The sequence below is a fragment of the Agrobacterium sp. GW821-FHT14E08 genome, from assembly GCF_058803865.1.
Genome location: NZ_JBXAPJ010000001.1, coordinates 402,130 through 422,677, shown reverse-complemented (window position 1 = coordinate 422,677; position 20,548 = coordinate 402,130). Strand labels below are relative to the sequence as shown.

The following is a 20,548-nucleotide window of genomic DNA, read 5'->3' as shown; positions in this document are numbered from 1 at the left end:
TGCCCGCGTAGCGTCCTCCTCAACGAAACCCGACTCCCAGGTTTTGCAAGGCTTGATGCTGCAACGGATATGATCATGAAACAGATTTTTACAGTGAAATGGCAAAAGAACCTGCGTGCGATGGCCTTGTGCCTGGGCACGCTGCCCCTGGCGCAGGCCGTCTCTACGCCCGTCTTCGCTGCCGATATCGGCAAATCCGACAGGTTCGCCGAACCGCAGGGCAATTTCGACAATGCCCGTTACAGCAGTTCCAGCGAGTGGAAGATCACGCTTGGCGTGGGTGCTGCCTACGCTCCCAAATATGAAGGCTCGGACAAGCTGGAAGCGGGTGCGGTTCCGCTGGTGTCCGTCCAGTATGGAGACACGCTCAGCATCGATTTCAGCGGCGTCACCGTCAACCTGCTGAACCACAACGGCTTCAGACTGGGTGTGAAGGGCGGATGGGAAGCCGGGCGCAAGGAAAAGGACGACAAGAAAAACCTTCGCGGAATGGGTGACATCAAGGCGGGCGGCGTGGTCGGCGGCGTCATTGCCTATGGCATCGATCCCTTCGAAGTCTATGCGAAGGTGGACAAGACCATCAACGGCAGCGAAGGTCTGACGGCAACCGTCGGCGCCAGCGTTTCGCACAAAGTCGACCAGTTCATCCTCGGCGCGGACCTTTCCGCGACCTGGGCGGATGACAAGCACATGAAATCCTATTTCGGCGTCACCGCGGCCCAGTCCGCCCGTTCGGGCCTGCGCCGCTTTGACGCCAAATCGGGCTTCAAGCGCATCGATGCCAGCGCCTCCGTGACGTATCTTATGACCGAGAACTGGTCGATCACCGGCACCGGTGGCGTCGGCTTCCTGCTGGGCGATGCCAAGGACAGCCCCCTGTCGAAAAAGGACATCCAGCCATTCGCGATGCTGGGCGTCGCCTACACCTTCTGATCCGGAGCATCCCGCCTGAAAGAAGGTGCGCGGCCGAAGTCAGTCGCGCATCTTTCCCTTGCACGGAGATTACCGCATGCTGCGGGCCGAAGCCCGCACCAGGTCAAAGGATCCTGTCCCTGTATTCCGGCGGCGCGACCCAGCATTGCTCGCGTTTTCCGAACCAACGGTAGCGATTGCGCGCGGCAAAACGATAAACGGGATCCCGCAAAAATGCGGGAATGACGCGCAGGACGGTGAGCAGCCGCCACGGCAAGCCAAGCGCCTCATAGATGCTCAGAATAGCGTCGCTGTCCTGTCGCACCCTTTCGCCTTCCACGACGAGCAGGCTGGCCGGGTTTTTCGGGTCCATGCCATGTCGCCGGTAAATTTCCGCACCGACGTCTCCCTGCATGGATGCCAGCCGGAAATATCCGGCCGCGTCATGCCGCAGCACGAAATGCGCATTCACGGAACACAGCACGCATTCGGCATCGAACAGAATGATCGGGTGGTGTCGGTCGCCGGTCGAGGGAGATGTGCTTGCCATCCGTCGCAGGTCCTTTTGTCGATCACGAAGCGATCTCGCCGGCGATAATCTCGCCAGACGGCACAGTCTACGGCTTGGGAAGGGGAAACACCATCGAAACGGTCAATCCCGGGCAGGCCGCATTCGAGGCGTCCGTGTCTGAAAGCACGAGCGATCCGCCATGCAGTTCCATCACGGCCTCTACCAGAGACAGGCCAAGTCCCGTGCCGGGTTTGGAGCGGCTTTCGTCCAGCCGCACGAAGCGTTTCAGCACCTCGCCGCGCTTGTCGGCGGGGATGCCGGGGCCATGGTCCGCAACGGAAAGCACGATGGCTTCCGGCTCCGTCACAAGGCGAACGACGAGTTTCTTGTCACCTTCGCCCTCACAGGCATATTTCATGGCATTGTCGATGAGGTTTGACAGCGCCTGTCCAATCAGCTCTCGATTGCCCTTTACGGACAGGCCAGGCTCGATTTCGGCCTCAAGCACAAGCCCGGCATCCTCGGCCACCGGCTCGTAAAGCTCGGCGCTGTCGGCGGCGATTGCCGACATGTCCACATCGGTCATTTCGGCGGCAATCGAGCCGGCCTCGACGCGGGAAATCATCAACAGCGCGTTGAAGGTACGAATGAGCTGGTCGGATTCGGCAATGATGCCCTCAAGTGCGGCACGCCGTCTGCTTTCGTCATCGTCGTCAAGTGCTGCGGCCGCCTTGTTGCGCAGCCGCGTCAGCGGTGTCTTGAGGTCGTGGGCGATATTATCGGAGACCTGCCGCAGACCCTCATTCAGTTTCTCGATACGGCCGAGCATGGCGTTGAGAGAACCGGAAAGCCGGTCGAACTCGTCGCCGGAACGGCCCTGCGGCAGGCGTTGGGATAGATCGCCCGCCATGATCTTCTTGGTTGCCGCCGACATGCGGTCGATACGTTTCAGCGCATTGCGGCCGATGCCGAACCAGATGAGCAGCGCGCCGCCGCCCATGATGGCCAGCGCCACCATCAGCGCGTTGCGCACCAGCGCCCGGAACTTGGTCGGTTCGCCAAGGTCGCGGCCGATCAGGATGCGCAACCCGTTATCCAGCAGAAAGATATTGGCCGTCGCCAGATGCTGGACGCTGTCGCCGCTTTCGGAATAACGCTCGTAACGGAAAGGAAAGCCAGTCCAGCCCTCCTTGTCGAAGACGCCCGGCTGCACGGAGGCGACGTTGCCGGCAAGGATTTCGCCATTCGGCCCGGCGATGACGTAAAGGCTTGCCCCCGGCTGGCGGGCACGGCGCTCCATCATCCTCAGCAGCGGGTTGATGCCGCCGCGACTATAGATGCGCTGCACATCCGAGACTTCCTGCAGCACAGCATCGCGCGTCTGCTGGTTCAGCAGCCGTTCGGAAAGGGCGGTGACATAAAAGACCAGGAAGGCGGCGCAGAGCGCAAACAGCAGAATATAGAGCGCCGAAAGGCGCACCGCTGTTGACCGGAACACTATTCTGAGGCGGGCCATTTTCGCCAATCAGCCCTCGTCCTTCATCATATAGCCAGCGCCGCGAATGGTCTTCAGAAGCGGCTTCTCGAAGTCCTTCTCGATCTTCGAGCGCAGACGGGAGACATGTACGTCGATGACATTGGTCTGCGGGTCGAAATGATAGTCCCAGACATTTTCGAGAAGCATGGTGCGGGTCACCACCTGGCCGGCATTCTTCATCAGATATTCCAGCAGGCGGAATTCACGCGGCTGCAGCAGGATTTCCTTGCCGCCCCGGCGGACATCATGCGACAGCCGGTCAAGCTCAAGATCGCCGACGCGGTAGACCATGTCCTGCTCGGGTTTGCCCTTGCGGCGGCCAAGCACCTCGATGCGGGCGAGCAGTTCGGAAAAGGCATAGGGCTTCGGCAGATAGTCGTCGCCGCCGGCGCGCAGGCCGGTGACGCGGTCATCCACCTGCCCCAGCGCGGAAAGGATCAGAACCGGTGTCTCGATGCCGCGGCGGCGCAGCTCGCTGATGACGGAAAGCCCGTCGCGGCGCGGCAACATGCGGTCGATCACCATCACGTCGTAGGCATTCTCGCAGCCCATGAACAGGCCGCTCTCGCCGTCGCTGGCGTGATCGGCGACGATCCCGGCTTCGCGGAACGCCTTGGTCATATAGGCCGCAGCCTCGAGGTCGTCTTCAATGACAAGAATCTTCATGTGCGGGACAATAGCGCCCTCGCCCTTTTCCGCACAACCGGAAAGAGATGCGACAGACATTTCCTGAACCTTGTTTTCCATGAGATTTCCTCCGAAGACCTGGCCTTGAAGCACCATCGCGCTTCAAGGCGGAACAATCGCCTATGGATCAGGCGGGCGCCGCTTATTTCTTCTCCCCGCCGGGGAGAAGGTCGCGGCAGCGGGATGAGGGGGCGAGGCCAGAGATTTACCGAGAGGTTCCCCCCTCATCCGACCCTTCGGGCCACCTTCTCCCCGGCGGGGAGAAGAAACGGGCCGTAGCGCCCTGCCATACTCAACCGCCCCGTCTCAAGAGCGCGATGCGACGCCGGCTCCCGAAGAACCGGCATCGCCATTCGAGTTATCAACCCTGGTCGATATCCAGCGCGATGAAGCGGCTGCCGTCGTCCGTCTGGATCTGGAACAGCGCCTTGGAGCGACCGTCCTTCTTGGCCTGTTCGAGGATCTTCTCGATATCGGCGGCGGAGGCAACCTGCTGGTTGTTGACGGAGGTGATCTTCTCACCCGTCTTCAGGCCACGGGCAGCGGCGTCGCTGTCGGGGTCGACATCTGTGATGGCAAGGCCATTGCCGTCATCGGCGGGGGTCACCGTCAGGCCAAGGCTGGACAGTACCTTCTCGCTGGAGGACTGGCTGCCCTTGTCGTCGTTCTGGGTCGGCGTCGCCTTTGAAGCGTCGTCGCTGGCGAGATCGCCAAGCGTCACCGTGACCGACTGCGACTTGCCGCCGCGCCAGAGCGAGATTTCAACCTTGGCATTGGGAGCCATGCCGCCGATGCGGCGCGACAGGTCGCGGGCATCCTTGACCGGCTCGCCATTGACGGCGGTGATGATGTCGCCCTGCTTGATGCCGGCCTTGTCGCCCGGCGAGCCGGCCTGCGGCGACACGACGAGCGCACCGCTGGCTTCGGAAAGGCCGAGCGATTCGGCGATATCCTTGCTGACCGGCTGGATCTGCACGCCGAGCCAGCCGCGTTCAACCTTGCCGTCCTTCTGCAGGTCGGCAATCACGTCCTTGGCAACCGATGCGGGGATAGCGAAGGCGATACCGACATTGCCGCCCGAGGGCGAGAAGATGGCGGTGTTGATGCCGACGACTTCACCGTTGAGGTTGAAGGCGGGGCCACCCGAGTTACCACGGTTCACGGCCGCGTCGATCTGCAGGTAATCGTCATATGGGCCGGAGCCGATATCGCGGCCACGGGCGGAAATGATGCCCGATGTCACCGTGCCGCCGAGACCGAAGGGGTTGCCGACGGCGACGACCCAGTCACCGACGCGGATCTTGGTGTCATCAGCGAATTTCACATAGGTGAACTTGCGGTTCACATCGACCTTCAGCAGCGCGAGATCGGTGCGCGGATCGCGGCCGACGAGCTTGGCGTCGAGTTCGGTGCCGTCATTCATCACGATCGTATAGGCGGAGCCGTCATCGACCACGTGATTGTTGGTGACGACATAACCGTCTTCGGAAATGAAGAAACCGGAGCCCTGGGCGACCGGGCGCAGCGGACCCTTGCCGTCACGGTGGCGGTTCGGGCCACGCTCGGAACGGTCCTGATTGGGGCCGCCAAATTCCTTGAAGAAGCGCTTCAGCGGATGATCGTCCGGCAGCTGGTCGAGACCACGGCCGCCGAAATTGAAGGAGAAGTTGCTGGAATCATCGGAAGCGGGCTGCACGTTCGACTGCACGCGAACGGAAACGACGGCCGGCGAAACCGCATCGACCACATTGGCGAAGCTCGGAACCTGCGGCGCATTCACTTCGACGGGGGCGGCAAAGGAAATCGGCGCGGCGATACCGGTCGAAAGCATCAGAGCGGCAAGACCGCCGACGGTCGTGGCCTTCAGGGCCGTCTTCAGCGGGAAACGTCCGTTTTGCGAGTGAGACATGGGTACCTTCTTTCTTCATTCAACTGGAGCCCGTTTGACCGGGGGAGAAGCGGTGGATGATGAAGATATAGGAGGCAACACCTTACGGCGAAGTGTCTGACGAATGAAAAATCCGTAATGTTGAAAAAGAACCGGGGACGGAAATGGAAACCGGTTATTTTTCAATGAGATTGCGAATTCTCTCTTCTTCGTCCGCACTCAGTTTCTGCGGCCGCTCCTCTGTTGCGCGACGGCGCGAAAAGACGAAGACGGCGAAAATTCCCGCAAGCGTGAGGCCGATCGGCGCCCCCCACAAAAGCACGGTGCGCAGGCTGAGGCGCGGTTTCAGCAGCACGAATTCACCGTAACGCGATACGACATAGTCGATGACGGCATTGTCGCTATCGCCCTGAACCAGCCGCTCACGCACCAGAACGCGCAGATCACGCGCCAGTTCGGCATTGCTGTCATCGATCGACTGGTTCTGGCAGACCATGCAGCGCAGTTGCGAGGTGAGGTTCCGGGCGCGCTGCTCCAGCACGGGGTCTTTCAGCACCTCGTCCGGATTGAAGGCGAAGGCCGGAGAGGCTGCAGCGAAGATGAGGGTGAGAAAAAGAGCCAGCCCTACCACTCTCTCCCTCATTCCGCCGCCTCCGGCATTGCAGCCCGCACAGGCTTCGCCTTGCGGTTCGGCGCACCTACCCGCAACCGCCGGTCGGAGAGCGAGATGAAACCGCCCGCCATCATGAACAGCGTGCCGCCCCAGATGCACAGGATGAAGGGTTTCCACCAGATGCGCACCACCATGCCGCCATCGTCCATGGGGTCACCCAGCGAGACGTAAAGCTGGCTGAGGCCGAAGGTCAGGATGCCGGCTTCCGTCGTCGGCATGCGGCGCGCGGTATAGAGCCGTTTGGACGACCAGACATCGGCCACCTCCACGCCCGCCTTGCGGATGGTGAAATGGCCGCGATCCTCGGTGAAGTTCGGGCCGACGGCATGGCGGATACCATCGAAGGTGAGGCTGTAGCCGCCCGCCTCCGCCACCGTGCCCTGTTTCATTTCCAGCACCGTTTCGGTCTCGAAGGTGGTGACGATGACGATGCCGAGCACGGTGATGCCAAGCCCCATATGCGCCAGCGCGGTGCCGAAGGCCGAGCGCGGCAGGCCCTTCAGGCGACGGAACGCGATACCGAAGGCCAGCTTGCCGAAATTGGCGCGATACCAGAGATCGGCCAACGCGCCGAGGATCAGCCAGAAACCGGCCGCGATGCCGAGCGCCGCCAGCACCGGACCGCCATTTTCCACGTACCAGAGCGTCAGCCCGGCAATGGCAGCAATCGCCGCCGCCACATAAAGCCGCTGGAAGGCGCCCAGCAGATCGCCGCGTTTCCAAGCCAGCATCGGGCCAAAGGGCGTGACGATCAGGATCGGGATCATCAGCAGGCCGAAGGTGAGGTTGAAGAACGGCGCGCCGACCGAAATCTTTTCGCCCGTCAGGGTCTCGAGAATGAGCGGGTAAAGCGTGCCGATCAGCACGGTCGCGGTCGAGACCGTCAGGATCAGATTGTTGAGGACGAGCGCACCCTCGCGCGAGATCGGCGCGAACAGGCCGCCAGCTTTCAGCGAAGGCGCACGCCATGCAAACAGCGCGAAGGCTCCGCCGATGAAGATCGTGAGAATGCCGAGAATGAAGATGCCGCGGCTCGGATCGGTGGCAAAGGCGTGGACCGAGGTCAAAACGCCGGAGCGGACGAGGAAGGTGCCGAGCAGCGACAGGGAAAAGGTCATGATCGCCAGAAGCACGGTCCAGATTTTCAACGCCTCGCGCTTTTCCATGACGAGCGCCGAATGCAGGAGCGCGGTTCCGGCAAGCCACGGCATGAAAGAAGCGTTTTCCACCGGATCCCAGAACCACCAGCCGCCCCAGCCGAGTTCGTAATAGGCCCAATAGGAACCCATGGAGATGCCGGCGGTCAGGAAGGTCCAGGCGGCAAGCGTCCATGGCCTGACCCAGCGTGCCCAGGCCGCATCGATGCGGCCTTCCAGAAGGGCTGCGACAGCGAAGGAGAAGCAGACGGAAAAGCCGACATAACCGAGATAAAGCAGCGGCGGATGGATCGCGAGACCGAAATCCTGAAGGATCGGGTTCAGGTCCTGCCCCTCGGCCGGCACCGGCTCCAGACGCAGGAACGGATTGGACGTCAGGAGGATGAACAGCAGGAAGGCGACGGAAATCCAGGCCTGTACGGAAAGCACATTGGCTTTCAGCGTTTCCGGAAGATTGCGACCGAAGACGGCAACAAGCGCGCTGAAAAACACCAGAATGAGCAACCACAACAGCATCGAGCCTTCGTGGTTGCCCCACACACCCGTCAGCTTGTAAAGCGTCGGCATCAGCGAATGGGAATTTTCCCAGACGTTACGAACGGAAAAATCCGAGACGGCATAGGCCCTTGTCAATGCAGCAAAAGACAAGGCCACCAGCAGGAACATCACGATGGAGCCGAGCGAGGCGACATCCATCAGCGCCCGGTCGTTGCGCCGCGCGCCGATCACCGGCAGGGTCGAGACGATCAGCCCCACGGCGAGCGCCAGAACCAGAACATAGTGGCCGATCTCGTTGATCATTTTGTCGCTCCGGTCTTGTCGGCCGAAGCCCCCTCAGTCGCAGCGCCCGAAGGCTGTCCGCCCTCTTCCGTGTGCTGCCATAGGCCCTTGTCCTTCAGCCGGTCGGCCACTTCCTTCGGCATGTAGTTCTCATCATGCTTGGCCAGCACGCTGTCGGCCACGAAGCCGTGGGTGGCGGCATCAAAAACGCCTTCCGTCACCACGCCCTGCCCTTCGCGGAAGAGATCGGGCAGGATGCCGGTATAGCTGACCGGCACGTTCGCTTCGCCGTCGGTCACGGTGAAGCTCACCGTGCGGCCCTCGCCGCGCTTGACGGAGCCTTCCGCCACCAGCCCGCCAAGGCGAATGCGGGTGCCGGGATCGACCGGCGTCTTCTCCAGATCGGCCGGCATGTAGAAATAGGCAATGGACTGGCCGAAGGCGAACATGACGAGCAGCACGGCTGCAACGATGAAGCTCATGCCGCCGCCGATGATCGCCAGTCGTTTCTGTTTGCGGGTCATTGCGTCACTCCCTGCGGCATCGCATTCTGCGGCGCGTTCCCCCGAAGCGGCCCGGCCGAAACGCCCAGCTCCTTCGCCAGCGCCAGAAGCTGCCTGCCCTGCTCACCCTCCGGCGGAAAAGCCTTCAGTCCCGCCCGCAGGGCCTCTCCGGCCTTGGCTTCGTTCTTCAGCACGGAATAGGCGCGCACCAGCCGCATCCAGCCCTCAAAATCAGCCGGGTTATCTTTCAGCTTGGCGTCAAGGCTTGCCACCATGCCCTCGATCATCGCCTGCCGGTCGGCAGGCGTCATGTCGTTTGCCGCTGCCACGTCACCTGTGGTTGGGCCGGGTGCGGCAGGGGTCGCCGCGCCACCGGTCCGGGCAAGGTGTTCGCGCACCAGCGGCAGCCATGGCGCGCCGGCCGGCGCATCGGCGGCCAGCGCGGCAAAGGCTGCACGCGCCTCTTCCGCCTTGCCCGCCTGCTCCAGCGCAAGCGCCAGGTAAAAGCGGGCGCGCGGATTGCCCGACTTCAGCCGTTCGGCCTCAGCAAAAGCGTCGCGCGCGGACTCGATGACGATACCATCATTGCCCGCCACCAGCGTCTCGCCAAGGCCCGTCAGCCGTTCCGGGCTCGATCCGAGAATACGAATAGCGTTGCGATAGGCAAGCTCGGCATCGCCGAGCCGCATCGTCTTGAAATAGATCGGCGCGAGAATATCCCAGCCGGCGCCGTCATTCGGGTTCTCCGCCAGATGCCTTTCAGCCCGGGCGATCAGCAGGTTCATGTCGTTGCCGGGTTTTTCAAGACGTGCCTCGAGCGGCATGTCCGGCGCATCCGGACTGCCGTTCCAGATGTAAAGACAGAGCCCGAGTGCCGGCAGCAGCACGGTGATGAGGGTCGCGGCGAGATTGTGCCTCAGCGGTCGGGTGCTGCTCTCAGCATTTTGTCCGGCATCGGCAGCGGCAAGCAGCCGGCGGCCGATTTCGGCGCGGGCATATTCGGCCTCCGTCTCGCCGATCAGGCCTGCGGCGCGTTCACGGTCCAGTTCGGCAAGCTGGTCGCGATAGACGGCAACTTCGCCGTCGCGGCGCGTCTCAGCCACCTCGGTCTTCCGCATCAGCGGGTACATCAGGACGATGGCGACAGCCGCCGTCAGTATCGCAACGACAATCCAGAACATAAGGCTCAATTACTCGAATGCGCGGCACATGGAAACATGAAGCGCGGCAATGACGTGAATTTGAGACATCACGCCGCACCGCCGGCACATTCCGCCTGTGCCGCCATGCCTCTTCCTGTCATTGCGCGGGGTTCGCGACCTTGATTTACGTCAAAGTGATTTAGGTCAGGGGAGACCAGCTTCCATCGGCATTGCGGCAGGCCGCGCCGCGCACCCTGGTTTCGCGCCCGTCAACCGTCAGGCTGTGGGAATATTGCCGGCAATTCTGGTTGCCGACCTGATAAGGCGCATTGGCGACCACCTGACCCTTGGCGTCATCGCCGGTCCAGGATACCGGCGTGCCGACCGGGGCCGTTTCCAGCGCCTTGTATTCGGCCTCCAGCGCCTTCGTCTGGTCGCCCCTGTCAAGTTGCACGCCGCTTCGCCCGACAATGCCACCCTCAAGATTGGCAAGGAAAGGCGTCGAAGGCTGCGACGATCGGCCGAACAGGCCGCCGCCCGCCGGGCGGGTGCCCGTGGTGGTGCAGGCGCTCAGCATCGAAACGCACAGGATAGAGAGAAGTGCCGGGCGTGACACCAGCGAACGCATCGTCACGGAGCGACAGCCATCATACACGTCAACCAAACCCTGTCCTCTTCCTACCGCATCGCACCTAATATGCTACCATTGAATTTCTTGCTTTTTTTCTTGCCTCACGCAAGCTCTTTCGAGAGGCCCGGCAAAATCAGATCGGCTTTCAGCCCACCGATGCCACTGCGCGACAGCGAAAAGCGGCCATGGTACTCTGACACCACCTCGGAAACGATGGAAAGTCCCAGTCCGGTGCCCGGCCGGCTCTCATCCAGCCTTCGTCCGCGCTTCATCGCTTCGCTGATCTGTTCCGGCTCAAGCCCCGGCCCGTCATCCTCCACCGTCAGTTCCACCCAGGAACGACGGGCGATTTCCGCATCGGAGGACGGGTGCGTGCCGGTCGCAAGCGTGACGACCACGCGCGTCTGGGCAAAACGGGCGGCATTTTCCAGAAGATTGCCGACGACCTCTTCCAGATCCTGCTGCTCCATGCCGAGGACGGCGCCGGGCTGTTCGAAATTCAGCACGAACTGCTTGTCGGGGTTCAGGCGGCGCATCACGCGCACCAGCCGTTCCAGCGCCGGTTCAGCTTCGACGCGGGCGAGGATCGAGCCGCGCTGGGCGGCGATGCGGGCGCGGGAAAGATAGGATTGCACCTGCGCCTGCATGGCGTCGGCCTGCGCCCGCACCAGATCGCCATGCTGCGGCTCCAGCGTGCGGGCCTCGTTCAGAAGAACGGCGATCGGCGTTTTCAGCGAATGCGCGAGGTTGCCGACCTGCATGCGGGCGCGCTCCACGAGCCGGCGGTTGCTGTCGATCAGCGCATTGACCTCATTGGCGAGCGGCTGGATTTCGCGCGGGAATTCGCCTTCGAGGCTTTCCGCCTCACCGCCCCGGATCTTGCCGAGCGCGACACGGGCCTGATCGAGCGGCCGCAGACTGTAGAGAATGGCCAGACCGTTGACGACCAGACTGCCGACGCCAAAAACAGCGAGCGCCAGATAAAGGCTGTTGGAGAAATCGCGCACATCGTCTTCGACGACGTTCAGATTGCCGGAGACCCGAAACCGCGCCGCACGGCCCTCACCGTCCAGCACGACCTCCGTTTCCGCCACGCGCACCTTGTTGCCCGCCTCGTCGGTAGCGGCATAAAAGCGCTCATATCTGTTGTCGAAGGGGGCGTCGAGAATGCTCGGCACCGGCAGCGTTGACACGCCGAGTGAGGAAGACACCAGCGGCGCGGTCTGGAAATTGCCAAGCGGCTCCACCACCCAGTACCAGCCGGTATCGGGCTGCGAAAACCGGAGATCGCCGAGCTGCGGACTGCCGGCAAGCGTGTTCTCGTTGGAAATCGTCACGGAGTTGATGACGTTATAGAGCTGCGCTCTGAGAAGATCGGTGAAGCTGCGCTCCACCCCCTGGCGGTAGAGCGTGGAGATCACCACGGCGATCACCACCAGCGCCAGCGCCGACCAGGCAGACGCGAGCAGCAAAACGCGGGCGGTGAGAGAATTACTTCGCATCTGCCGGCGCTTGCATCCGGTAACCGAGACCACGGATCGTCTCGATCAGATCAACGCCGAGCTTCTTGCGCAAACGGCCGACGAACACCTCGATCGTGTTGGAATCCCGGTCGAAATCCTGATCGTACATATGTTCGACCAGTTCCGTGCGCGAGACGACCTCGCCCATGTGATGCATGAGATAGGACAGGAGCCGGAACTCGTGCGAGGTGAGCTTCAGCGTCGTGCCGTTGACGGTCGCCTTGGAGGATTTGGTATCGAGCCGGACGGGGCCGCAGACCAGTTCGGAGGAAGCATGGCCGGCGGCGCGGCGGATGAGCGCACGCACGCGGGCGAGAACCTCTTCGACATGGAAAGGCTTGGTAACGTAATCATCGGCGCCGGCATCGATGCCCGCCACCTTGTCGCTCCAGCGATCGCGGGCGGTGAGGATGAGGACGGGCATGGCCTTGCCGGCCGCACGCCATTTCTCGACGACGGTGATGCCATCAAGCTGCGGCAGGCCGATATCGAGAACGATGGCGTCATAGGGCTCGGTATCGCCGAGATAATGCCCTTCCTCGCCGTCAAATGCCTGATCGACAACATAACCGGCCTCTTTCAGAGCATCGGTCAGCTGACGATTGAGATTGGCATCGTCCTCAACCACGAGAATACGCATTGTCCGCCCTTTCCTGTGTCCCGGCCCGCCTGCGTTCCGGTCATGCTAAGTGTCTCGGATTGTTTTCCGATATTTCGGCGATGCGGGCAAGGCTACATCGGCACGCGCATCGTCACCTTGCGCGGGCGCTCGCCATTGCCCTGGACGAGAACGGTGACGACACAGGACTGACCGTCGCCGGAAGGATAGACTGAAAGAAGCTGGCCGCCTGTTTCGCGCACGACGCGGGCGACGGCTGCGCCGCAATCGCTGGCAGCAAGGATGTAATGGCCCTGCAAATCAGCCTCGGGCGCCGTGAAACCGGAAAGCCCGGCTGCAAGCGTCGCGATGATGAGAGGTGATGCCATTCTACAAACTTCCACAAAAAACCGGGTGCGTCTCGAACCCTATTGTGACCGAATATGTAGCGCAAAGCGTCTGAATGGCAAATGAATGCCGCCCCCGCCGTGAAGGGCGATGACGGGAACGGCATCCCGACAGGCATGCTCAGCGAATGGCGCGGGTCGCCGAAAGGCGGCCGTAAAGTGCGATCAGGCCGCCAATTCCGCCTGCCACCGTCACCAGCCCTTCCGCCAGTTCGCCCTGCAGGCCGGCAGGCAGGTCAAGGCCGGCAATGCTGAAAAGCGGTGCAAAAACCGCAATCAAAGCACCCCAGATCGTGCGCGATTGATACCATGGTTTGGTACTCTCCATAATCTCGTCCTTTTCGTTGTTTTTCAGGCACATGTCAGAGCGGGAGAATGGCCTGCGCCACCACTCCCGAAGGCACCGCACGGCCCAGCTGTCGGACACGCACGGAAATGTGATCCCGCAAGGTCGGGAAATCTGTGAGTTCGTCCGCCGCAGCATAGAGCCAGACAGGTTCGGAGACCTCCGCCATGCGTCTGGCGGCCCCGCCATCCAGCACCTCGACGCGGTAACGCTCGGAAGGTTCATCCAGCGGTATCTCCGTCGCGTCCCAGCCATCGGCCTCCATCCGCCCCCGGCGCATCCATTTAAACAGAATGCCGTCCTTGCGCCGCTCTGCGGAAATATGCACCGGCGCGAGCGGTGTTTCGGCGCGCAGACCGCCTTCGAAAACGAAAGGCCCGGCAGGGGGACCCGCCTTGCCCGCGGCTTCCGCGATCCAGTTCAGGCGGCGTCCGCGCTCGCTTGCGGCAAGACCGAGCGGCTGGACCGCAGCATCCAGCACCACGACCGGGCTACCCATGGTCGCGCCTGCCGCCAGCGCGTCTTCCGTGCCGCCAAGCCCGCGCAGCAGAGTGGAAAGCCGCCAGCGCGAGGGTGCGATTTCCTCAGCCCGCGTAAAGCCGACAATCTCCCACACGCCGTTTGCGGCCCTGACGGCGATGCGATTTTCGCCGTTCAGCACCGACAGTTCCGGCGCTGAGGAAAGTTCGCCGAAGGGCAGATCGAGCAGGATGGTGTTTTTGCGATCGAAACGACCGGAGGGACCGGACATCAGCGGCACGACCAGCCGACCGATCATTGCCGGCCGGTCGAGCACAACGCGCTGCCGGTACCCTTCCGTGCCGGGTGATGCGGAAACGAGGATTGGCCGCCAGGGTTTTGCAAGGACGGCAATGCGCGCCGAATCGTCCGGCGCGATGCCGTCATGGCGCGGCAGGTCGAGGAACAGCACTTCCGGGGCAAAACCTTCGGCACCGCTTTCACCGCTGCTGCGCCGCTCCTCCGCAGCGCCCGTAAAGGTGGAGAAAGCCGCAGAAAAGGCGCGGGCTTCCACCTGCCGCACCGCGCCATCCTCGATCCGGCTGACCAGAAAGCGTCCCGCAGGAGCCTGCGGGAAAACATCCTGCGGAAGACGGATGCAGTCGCCGGGCTCCAGATCGATCTCCGTCGGCGTCAGCGCAAAGCGCAATGTGCGACGCGCCTGCCGATTGTCGCGCAAAAGGGCATCGGCCGCCGCTTCCACTGTTTCGGCTGGCGCGGCTGCGTTGAGGTCAAGCCGCATCACGCGGCTGCCGGCATTGTCGATGCGGCGCGAACGCAGGCTCGCCTGCTCGTAATCGAGCGCCGGATTGAACGAGGTCAGCACCGCCTCGGCAGCGAAATCGCTGTCATGGCCGCGATTTTCCGACCACAGCGGCTCATCCTCCAGATCGGCAAGTACGGCAATATCGCGGACAGGCAGGACCGCCGAGTTACGGGAACGGAAACGCAGGGTTCCGCCATCTTCCGCCACATCCACCTGAAACGCCGCCATCAGCGGCTCCAGCAGGTTTCGGGCCGAGGTCACGTCACCCTGCACATAACCTCCCAGATCGCCGCTGACGGCGGAAACGTCGAAATCTGAAAAACCGTGATCGGTGAGGATGGCGGCGATGGCATCGGCGAGCGTTGCCGTGCCCAGCCTCCCGTTCAGCCAGTGGCCGGTGCGCCAGTTGCCGCCATCGCTCCAGGCCGCACCATTCTGCGGAAAGGCGGGAAAGGGTCGCGCATCCCAGGTCCATAGATAGACCCTGTTTGCATCGACCATCGCCGCATCACCCTTTCCCCAGTGGTCGAGATGCGCCTCCAGGAACCGCCGCTGCTGGCTATCAGCGCGGCTTCGGTGGGAAAAATAGGGAAAGGCGTTTTCCGCCGATTTCGGATCGGGAAAGACATTCGGACGCGTCGCGCTCTTGTCCACCGCCGGGCAACCGAGTTCGGTGAACCAGATCGGCTTTGCGCCCGGCAACCATGCGGTCGGCGTCGATTTCTCCGCACCTCGCACCCGGTCGTAATGGGCATTCAGCCACCAGCTTCGCAGATCCTTGTAACGGAAAACCCATGGCTTGCCCTTCAGCCCATCGGTAACGGGCGTGCGCCGCTGCGCGGCGCGGTCGGCATCGCTGGCATAATACCAGTCGAAACCCTCCCCCGCCGTGATGGCGCGGCGGAAGGCACCAGCATCATCCGGGCCGATCATGCCGTCAGGATTGCCGTTTGCGGCATCTTCGTCGCGCCAGTCGGAAAGCGGCATGTAATTGTCGATACCGATGGCATCGATATCGGGGCTCGCCCAGAGCGGATCGAGATTGTAGAAGACATCGCCCGAGCCATCGGCCGGCTGGTAGCCGAAATATTCGCTCCAGTCCGCCGCATAGGTCAGCTTCGTCGCCGGTCCGAGAATTGCGCGCACATCGCGTGCGAGGCGCACGAGTTCCTCGACGAAGGGAAAGGCATCGTTCTGGTCCCTCAGCGCCGTCAGCCCGCGCAGTTCCGAGCCGATCAGGAAGGCATCCACCCCGCCCGCCCGAGCCGCCAATGCCGCATAATGCAGCACCATGCGGCGATAACCTTCGTCGCGATTGCAGAAGGCAAGAACCTCCGCCCGCGCGCCGGCGCTGCGGTCCGGAGAGTTGCGCCTGCCGGGTGCGGGAAAGCAGGTGACGCGGCCGCGCCAGGCATAAGCGTCCTGCTCATTTTTGCCATAGGGGTCCGGCAGACCGTTGCCTGTGGGAACATCCATCATCATGAAGGGATAAAGGCACACTTTAAGACCCCGCGCCTTGAGGTCGGCCATGGCCTGCAACACGCTTTCGTCGCTGGGCGTGCCACCATAGGCCGGGCCGCCGCGGTGATGGCTGACGAGGTGCGCTTGCCCGCGTGCAACACCGGCAACGGACCATGGCGCGGTTTCCCCGTCACGGCCTGCAACTTCCACGCCCGGCAGAACACGGCATTCGCCCGCCCGCATGTCGGTACCGAACCAGCTTACCACCAGCGCCACGCTCCCAAGATTGGGGCAAAGCGCCTGCAACTCGTCGATTGCGGCCTGCCAGTCGGTCGCAGCCGTCAGGCCGTTGCGGTTCATGACGCGGCTCTCACCCATGCCGGTGCGTTCCGAGACCTGCGCCGTGGCGTAACCGTGTTCCGTCGCACCGGGGATGACGGTGATGGCGCGGATGGCTTTTTCCAGCCTTCCAACCGGGCGCACCACCTCGAACTGCATGAGCGGGATGCGGTTGCCATAATTGTCGAGTGGCAGGCGTTCGAACACCACATAGGCAAGGCCGCGAAAGGCCGGCGCATTGCCAGCACCCTGTTTCGCCTCGATCAGCGGATCGGGCAATTGCGTCTCGCTGCCGGAATAAAAACGCATCTCGACGCCAGTCAAGTCCAGTTCTCGCCCATCGGCCCAGACGCGCCGCACCATGGCCGCCTCACCTTCGCATAGCCCGATGGCGAGATTGGCGAAGTATCGATAGGTCTCCACTTTCGGGCCGCGATTACCCTTGCCGCCACGCCGCTCAACCTCGATGCTTTCCTCAAACCGCGTCGCCCATATAAGCGTGCCGCCGATCCGCGCCGTGCCGTAGAGCCGGTTGATGGCTGCGCCCTCATCCGCACCGGGAATGCGCGCCGTCGAAAGCCTTGCGCCCGATACAGTCCGCCCGTTCGAAAGCAGGGCGCGGTCGACGGCATTGCCCGCTAGCGCGCCGGCGGCACGGCCGATGATGGCGCCAACCGGGCCGAAAATGCCGCCGAGTGCTGCGCCCGCCGCCTGAAAGAGAATGGTCGCCATGGTCGCCTCGGAAAATATCAGGGATCGGGAAAACGGAAGATGCCGGCAATGCGCCGCTTCCAGCCGGGCACCAGTACAGAACGCAGCACCGCCGCCTGTTCATAGGCATGGATGAAATGCTGAGGTCCTGCGAGAATGCCGAGATGTTTCGCTGCCGCTTCAGTCCGCCAGCGGAACAGCAGCAGGTCTCCCGGCAGCGCCTCCTCCATGCCTTGTAGCTCCAGGAAATACCGCTGCGCGGCATCCATCAGCCGGTCCCCGCCACCGCGTTCGGCCCAGTCAGGCGCGTAGGGCGGCGGCAGTTCCGGTTCCTTGCCGTAAAGCGAGCGCCAGATACCCCTGACGAGGCCGAGACAATCGCAACCAACGCCCTGCAAAGACGCCTGATGCCGGTAAGGCGTGCCGATCCAGCCTTGTGCCAGCGCCAGCACTTTTTCTCCGGTCTTCGTCATGGAAACAACGCCTTGCCATCATGGGTCTCGCCGCCGCGGGCGTAGGAATAGGCAAAATCAGCCCCCGGCAGATGCGGGAAGCCGCGAAAATTCAGGTGATTGGCAAATTTCGCCTTGCAGGTCGCGAAGCTCTTGTCGCAGCCGGCCGTGACTGAAAAAACATCCCCCGGCGACGGCGCCCGTTCCGGGGCCAGCCAGAAGGACAGGCGCGTACCACCATCGCGCTTGTCATGCCCATCGAGATCGAAACTCCTGCCCGTGAGCCCGCCGGTTACAAACCGCAGCTTTCCACGGCTGAAGAAACCATCGGCGAAAGCATCAAGCCCGGCCGCCAGCAGATTACCGGCCACATCCACGCCCGTAACGCTGCCGCTGCCGGTGAACCGCGCAAGATCGACGCCGCATCGCCGGTCACCCAGTGCAGCATCGCAGCGGCGGCCATAGACCCTGCCCTGCGGCTGGGACAGACGATGGGCGATGCTGCGCAGCTCAGCGCGAAACGCGCCGCCCGCCCGGGTCACCTCGCCGATTTCGCGCATGTTGAGCAGCATATGCTGTTCCGGCGCCTGCCAGTTGACGAGGAAAAGCGCCACCTTCGCCCCATCAAACCGCCCGGCAGCCAGATCAACTTCGGAAATCGCCTCGCTGGAGAAACCGCCGGTCACTTCGCCTGCACTCGCACCCAGCCCGGTTTCGCTATCGCTATCACTGGCCTGGAAGCCGCTTTCGGCCAGATAGGTCACACCGGCGAAGGAAAGGGCCTCGTCATGGTCGGTAAAGCCGATCACCATGCCATCCTTCAGCATCACCTTCCAGCAATGGCATGTGGTCGTCGCATCGCCCCCGAGATGCTCGGCAAGGGCTAGGGGAACGATCTTCATGGCAGGATTTCCATCAGCGGAATGGAGGGAATGCGGCCCGCCTCGAAGGCGGTCAGGTTCAGATCGATACGGTCGATCGCAAACCGCACCGGCACATCGAATTCGAAGCCCGCGCGGATTACGGCACCGGCGGGCGGCACCCGCCCGGGGCTGAACGTCACCATGCCGGTCGCATGATCGACCGAAAAATCCGACGGCAAGGCCCTCACACCCTCAACCGAGACGGAGACCGAAGCCTCGACCGGTTTCTCCACCCGCCGCGTGAAGGAACCGCCGGCATCGGCATAGGTCTTCACCAGCTGAAAACGCGCCATCATCCCGTCGCCGGTGCCGATCTTCTGGTCGGTCGCGGCAGGCGCCTCGCCCGGCGGGCAGGATTTGAAGTCCACTGGATCGCGAAACCTGAAACCGTAAAGCTCGCCGCGACGCGCCTCGAAAAAGGAGAGCACCTCGTAAAGATCGGCAACGGAGCGAATGCCGGATCCGGCGTCATAGGCGCGCCTGGCATTCTTCCAGCGCTGATTGCGGTTTTCCCGGCCGCTGGAAAGGTTGACGATATCGGTTCGCCTCACCGGCCCGCCGCTCACGCCAAGCGCAAGCCTCAGCGGAAACCGCACTTCATGAAATGCCGCCATCTTGTTGTTCCACGAATCTTTTTACTGTGTTGGAGAAATCAAGGTGCCCGCTCGCAAAACAGGGCCGTCGTTCATGGCATCCCGCCGTCCCCATCCCTGCGTTCATCAGGGGAATGGGGACAAAGAGGACATGCCGCACGTCACAATCCGCGCTGGCCGCGCCCGACGCTGCGGGCAAGCATGGCGGCGATCTGGCCTTCGGTTTTCTTGAAGCTCGCCGCATCGGTCGCCGTCACGTTGAAAACGATCTGCGCGCCACCGCCGCCTGCCGGCGCGGCGACACCGAGAGCGCCATCCGAGCCGCGCTTCAAGGGCAGGATCGCCTCCGCCCCCGCCTCGCCCATCAGGCCAAGCCCGCCGCCCATCGGGAAAAAAGCGGGGCTGGAAACCACGCCGCCATCCGCAAAAGGCGTGATGCTGCGCCCCGGCACGCCACCATCGGCAAAGGCGAACAACGAACCGCCACCGTTCAAAAGCCCGCTGACGGCGTTGCCGATCATGGTCTCAAACGGCTTCAGCCCGGCGGAAAGCGCCATGCCGGAGAGCCGTTCGCCCAGCCCGCGCAGCACCTCGTCCAGCCCCTTGCCACCCGTCGTCGCTGACTGCATGGCGGCGGCAAGAGCCGCACCGAACCTCTCGGACCGCCGCTCGAGATCGCCCATCACGTCCAGAAGGGCTTCCGCCTCCCCGCGGCTTTCCGCAATCGATCCTTCGCCTGCCATCGCGCTTGCCTTTCTGATTCAACTGGGGAATGCATGGTGCTGAAACAGCTTTCAAAAATCGGCTGCCGCAACCACTTCGTCTCTTTAAAAACCTAACTTCTTGGGTTATTGTCTTCATGGTCACGGTTCTGCGTCAGCATGGCATGCGCTTTGTCATCTACACGGCCGACCACGAGCCGCCGCACGCTCATGTCTATGGCGAAGGTGAGGCCCGTATCGACATCACAAGCCTCACGGTCATCACGCAAGGCGGCATGTCGGACAGGAATGTGAGGCGTGCCGTCGCGGTGATCAAGGAAAACCGGACGCTTTTTCTGGAAACCTGGAGACGATATCATGGTTGAGGTCAGCGACGCCGAACTTGCCGCCGCCAAGAAGCGCTGGCAGCATGAACGTGCGGAACGGCCCATTCCCATTTCAGTGCGTTTCGAAGCGGCATCGGCCCGCGTCATCGTTGATTTCACCAACGGCGCTTCGTTCATGTTTCCTGCCCGAGCACTGGAAGGCTTGCAAGACGCCACAGCCCAACAGATGGCCGACGTCGAGCTTCTTGGCGAGACCGGCCTGCATTGGGAAAGCCTTGATATCGACTATACGATCAGCGGGCTGATGAATGGCATTTTCGGCACCCGCACTTTCATGGAAGCGCAGCGCAAGGGTGGGCAATCCCGCTCGCCTGCCAAGGCCGCCGCCAGCCGCGCCAACGGCGCGAAGGGCGGTCGTCCGAAAAAAATCTCCTGACCACC

At 62.7% G+C, this 20,548-nt stretch carries 21 protein-coding genes; 3 read left to right on the top strand and 18 right to left on the bottom strand.

The window, feature by feature from the left end; genetic code table 11:
• The first annotated feature begins 69 nt into the window (after nt 1-69).
• Nucleotides 70-933, top strand: coding sequence for a MipA/OmpV family protein (locus AC1ROR_RS02090; RefSeq protein WP_498588480.1), 864 nt, complete (start codon nt 70-72; stop codon nt 931-933).
• A 103-nt stretch (nt 934-1,036) separates the two neighbouring features.
• Here the strand turns inward: AC1ROR_RS02090 and AC1ROR_RS02085 are convergent, their stop codons facing one another.
• The 18 genes from AC1ROR_RS02085 to AC1ROR_RS02000 form a co-directional block, all read right to left on the bottom strand.
• Nucleotides 1,037-1,462: a thiol-disulfide oxidoreductase DCC family protein gene (locus AC1ROR_RS02085; protein ID WP_498588479.1), complete on the bottom strand. Its 426-nt coding sequence runs from the start codon at nt 1,460-1,462 to the stop codon at nt 1,037-1,039.
• Nucleotides 1,463-1,529: 67 nt separating this feature from the next.
• Nucleotides 1,530-2,939: a sensor histidine kinase gene (locus AC1ROR_RS02080; protein ID WP_080836541.1), complete on the bottom strand. Its 1,410-nt coding sequence runs from the start codon at nt 2,937-2,939 to the stop codon at nt 1,530-1,532.
• Between the two features lie 9 nt (nt 2,940-2,948).
• Nucleotides 2,949-3,707, bottom strand: a complete 759-nt coding sequence (locus AC1ROR_RS02075; protein ID WP_035218197.1) for a response regulator transcription factor — start codon at nt 3,705-3,707, stop codon at nt 2,949-2,951.
• Nucleotides 3,708-4,008: 301 nt separating this feature from the next.
• Nucleotides 4,009-5,556: a Do family serine endopeptidase gene (locus AC1ROR_RS02070; RefSeq protein ID WP_498588478.1), complete on the bottom strand. Its 1,548-nt coding sequence runs from the start codon at nt 5,554-5,556 to the stop codon at nt 4,009-4,011.
• 154 nt (nt 5,557-5,710) lie between these two features.
• Nucleotides 5,711-6,178 (bottom strand): cytochrome c-type biogenesis protein, encoded by a 468-nt coding sequence (locus AC1ROR_RS02065; RefSeq protein WP_498588477.1) that lies wholly within the window; start codon nt 6,176-6,178, stop codon nt 5,711-5,713.
• Nucleotides 6,175-8,166: a heme lyase CcmF/NrfE family subunit gene (locus tag AC1ROR_RS02060; protein ID WP_498588476.1), complete on the bottom strand. Its 1,992-nt coding sequence runs from the start codon at nt 8,164-8,166 to the stop codon at nt 6,175-6,177. Before AC1ROR_RS02060 ends, AC1ROR_RS02065 begins: the two co-directional genes overlap by 4 nt.
• Entirely contained in the window at nt 8,163-8,669 is a 507-nt protein-coding gene (gene ccmE / locus AC1ROR_RS02055) for a cytochrome c maturation protein CcmE (protein ID WP_035218206.1), read from the bottom strand. Before ccmE ends, AC1ROR_RS02060 begins: the two co-directional genes overlap by 4 nt.
• Complete coding sequence (gene ccmI / locus AC1ROR_RS02050; protein WP_498588475.1) at nt 8,666-9,829, bottom strand: c-type cytochrome biogenesis protein CcmI; 1,164 nt, start codon at nt 9,827-9,829, stop codon at nt 8,666-8,668. Before ccmI ends, ccmE begins: the two co-directional genes overlap by 4 nt.
• Nucleotides 9,830-9,989: 160 nt before the next feature.
• Nucleotides 9,990-10,418, bottom strand: a complete 429-nt coding sequence (locus AC1ROR_RS02045; RefSeq protein WP_080836539.1) for an RT0821/Lpp0805 family surface protein — start codon at nt 10,416-10,418, stop codon at nt 9,990-9,992.
• Nucleotides 10,419-10,522: 104 nt separating this feature from the next.
• Nucleotides 10,523-11,923, bottom strand: a complete 1,401-nt coding sequence (locus AC1ROR_RS02040; RefSeq protein ID WP_498588474.1) for an ATP-binding protein — start codon at nt 11,921-11,923, stop codon at nt 10,523-10,525.
• A complete protein-coding gene (locus tag AC1ROR_RS02035; protein ID WP_003509815.1) occupies nt 11,913-12,584 on the bottom strand; it encodes a response regulator transcription factor in 672 nt (223 codons plus the stop codon). The genes AC1ROR_RS02040 and AC1ROR_RS02035 overlap by 11 nt, the downstream gene beginning before the upstream one ends.
• Before the next feature lie 92 nt (nt 12,585-12,676).
• Nucleotides 12,677-12,931, bottom strand: coding sequence for a hypothetical protein (locus AC1ROR_RS02030; RefSeq protein ID WP_003497070.1), 255 nt, complete (start codon nt 12,929-12,931; stop codon nt 12,677-12,679).
• A 139-nt stretch (nt 12,932-13,070) separates the two neighbouring features.
• Nucleotides 13,071-13,277, bottom strand: a complete 207-nt coding sequence (locus tag AC1ROR_RS02025) for a hypothetical protein (protein WP_035218952.1) — start codon at nt 13,275-13,277, stop codon at nt 13,071-13,073.
• Nucleotides 13,278-13,311: 34 nt separating this feature from the next.
• Nucleotides 13,312-17,112, bottom strand: coding sequence for a baseplate multidomain protein megatron (locus AC1ROR_RS02020; RefSeq protein ID WP_498588473.1), 3,801 nt, complete (start codon nt 17,110-17,112; stop codon nt 13,312-13,314).
• 17 nt (nt 17,113-17,129) lie between these two features.
• Nucleotides 17,130-17,564, bottom strand: a complete 435-nt coding sequence (locus tag AC1ROR_RS02015; protein WP_498588472.1) for a C40 family peptidase — start codon at nt 17,562-17,564, stop codon at nt 17,130-17,132.
• Entirely contained in the window at nt 17,561-18,445 is an 885-nt protein-coding gene (locus tag AC1ROR_RS02010; RefSeq protein WP_498588471.1) for a phage/gene transfer agent baseplate hub protein, read from the bottom strand. The genes AC1ROR_RS02015 and AC1ROR_RS02010 overlap by 4 nt, the downstream gene beginning before the upstream one ends.
• A complete protein-coding gene (locus AC1ROR_RS02005) occupies nt 18,442-19,080 on the bottom strand; it encodes a phage distal tail protein, Rcc01695 family (RefSeq protein WP_498588470.1) in 639 nt (212 codons plus the stop codon). The genes AC1ROR_RS02010 and AC1ROR_RS02005 overlap by 4 nt, the downstream gene beginning before the upstream one ends.
• Nucleotides 19,081-19,220: 140 nt before the next feature.
• Nucleotides 19,221-19,802, bottom strand: a complete 582-nt coding sequence (locus AC1ROR_RS02000) for a phage tail tape measure protein (protein WP_498588469.1) — start codon at nt 19,800-19,802, stop codon at nt 19,221-19,223.
• 116 nt (nt 19,803-19,918) lie between these two features.
• Between AC1ROR_RS02000 and AC1ROR_RS01995 the strand changes: the two genes are divergently transcribed.
• The gene (locus tag AC1ROR_RS01995) at nt 19,919-20,146 is read left to right on the top strand and encodes a DUF4160 domain-containing protein (protein ID WP_498588468.1); all 228 of its coding nucleotides are present in this window, start codon (nt 19,919-19,921) and stop codon (nt 20,144-20,146) included.
• Nucleotides 20,139-20,543, top strand: coding sequence for a DUF2442 domain-containing protein (locus tag AC1ROR_RS01990; RefSeq protein WP_498588467.1), 405 nt, complete (start codon nt 20,139-20,141; stop codon nt 20,541-20,543). The genes AC1ROR_RS01995 and AC1ROR_RS01990 overlap by 8 nt, the downstream gene beginning before the upstream one ends.
• Nucleotides 20,544-20,548 lie beyond the last annotated feature (5 nt).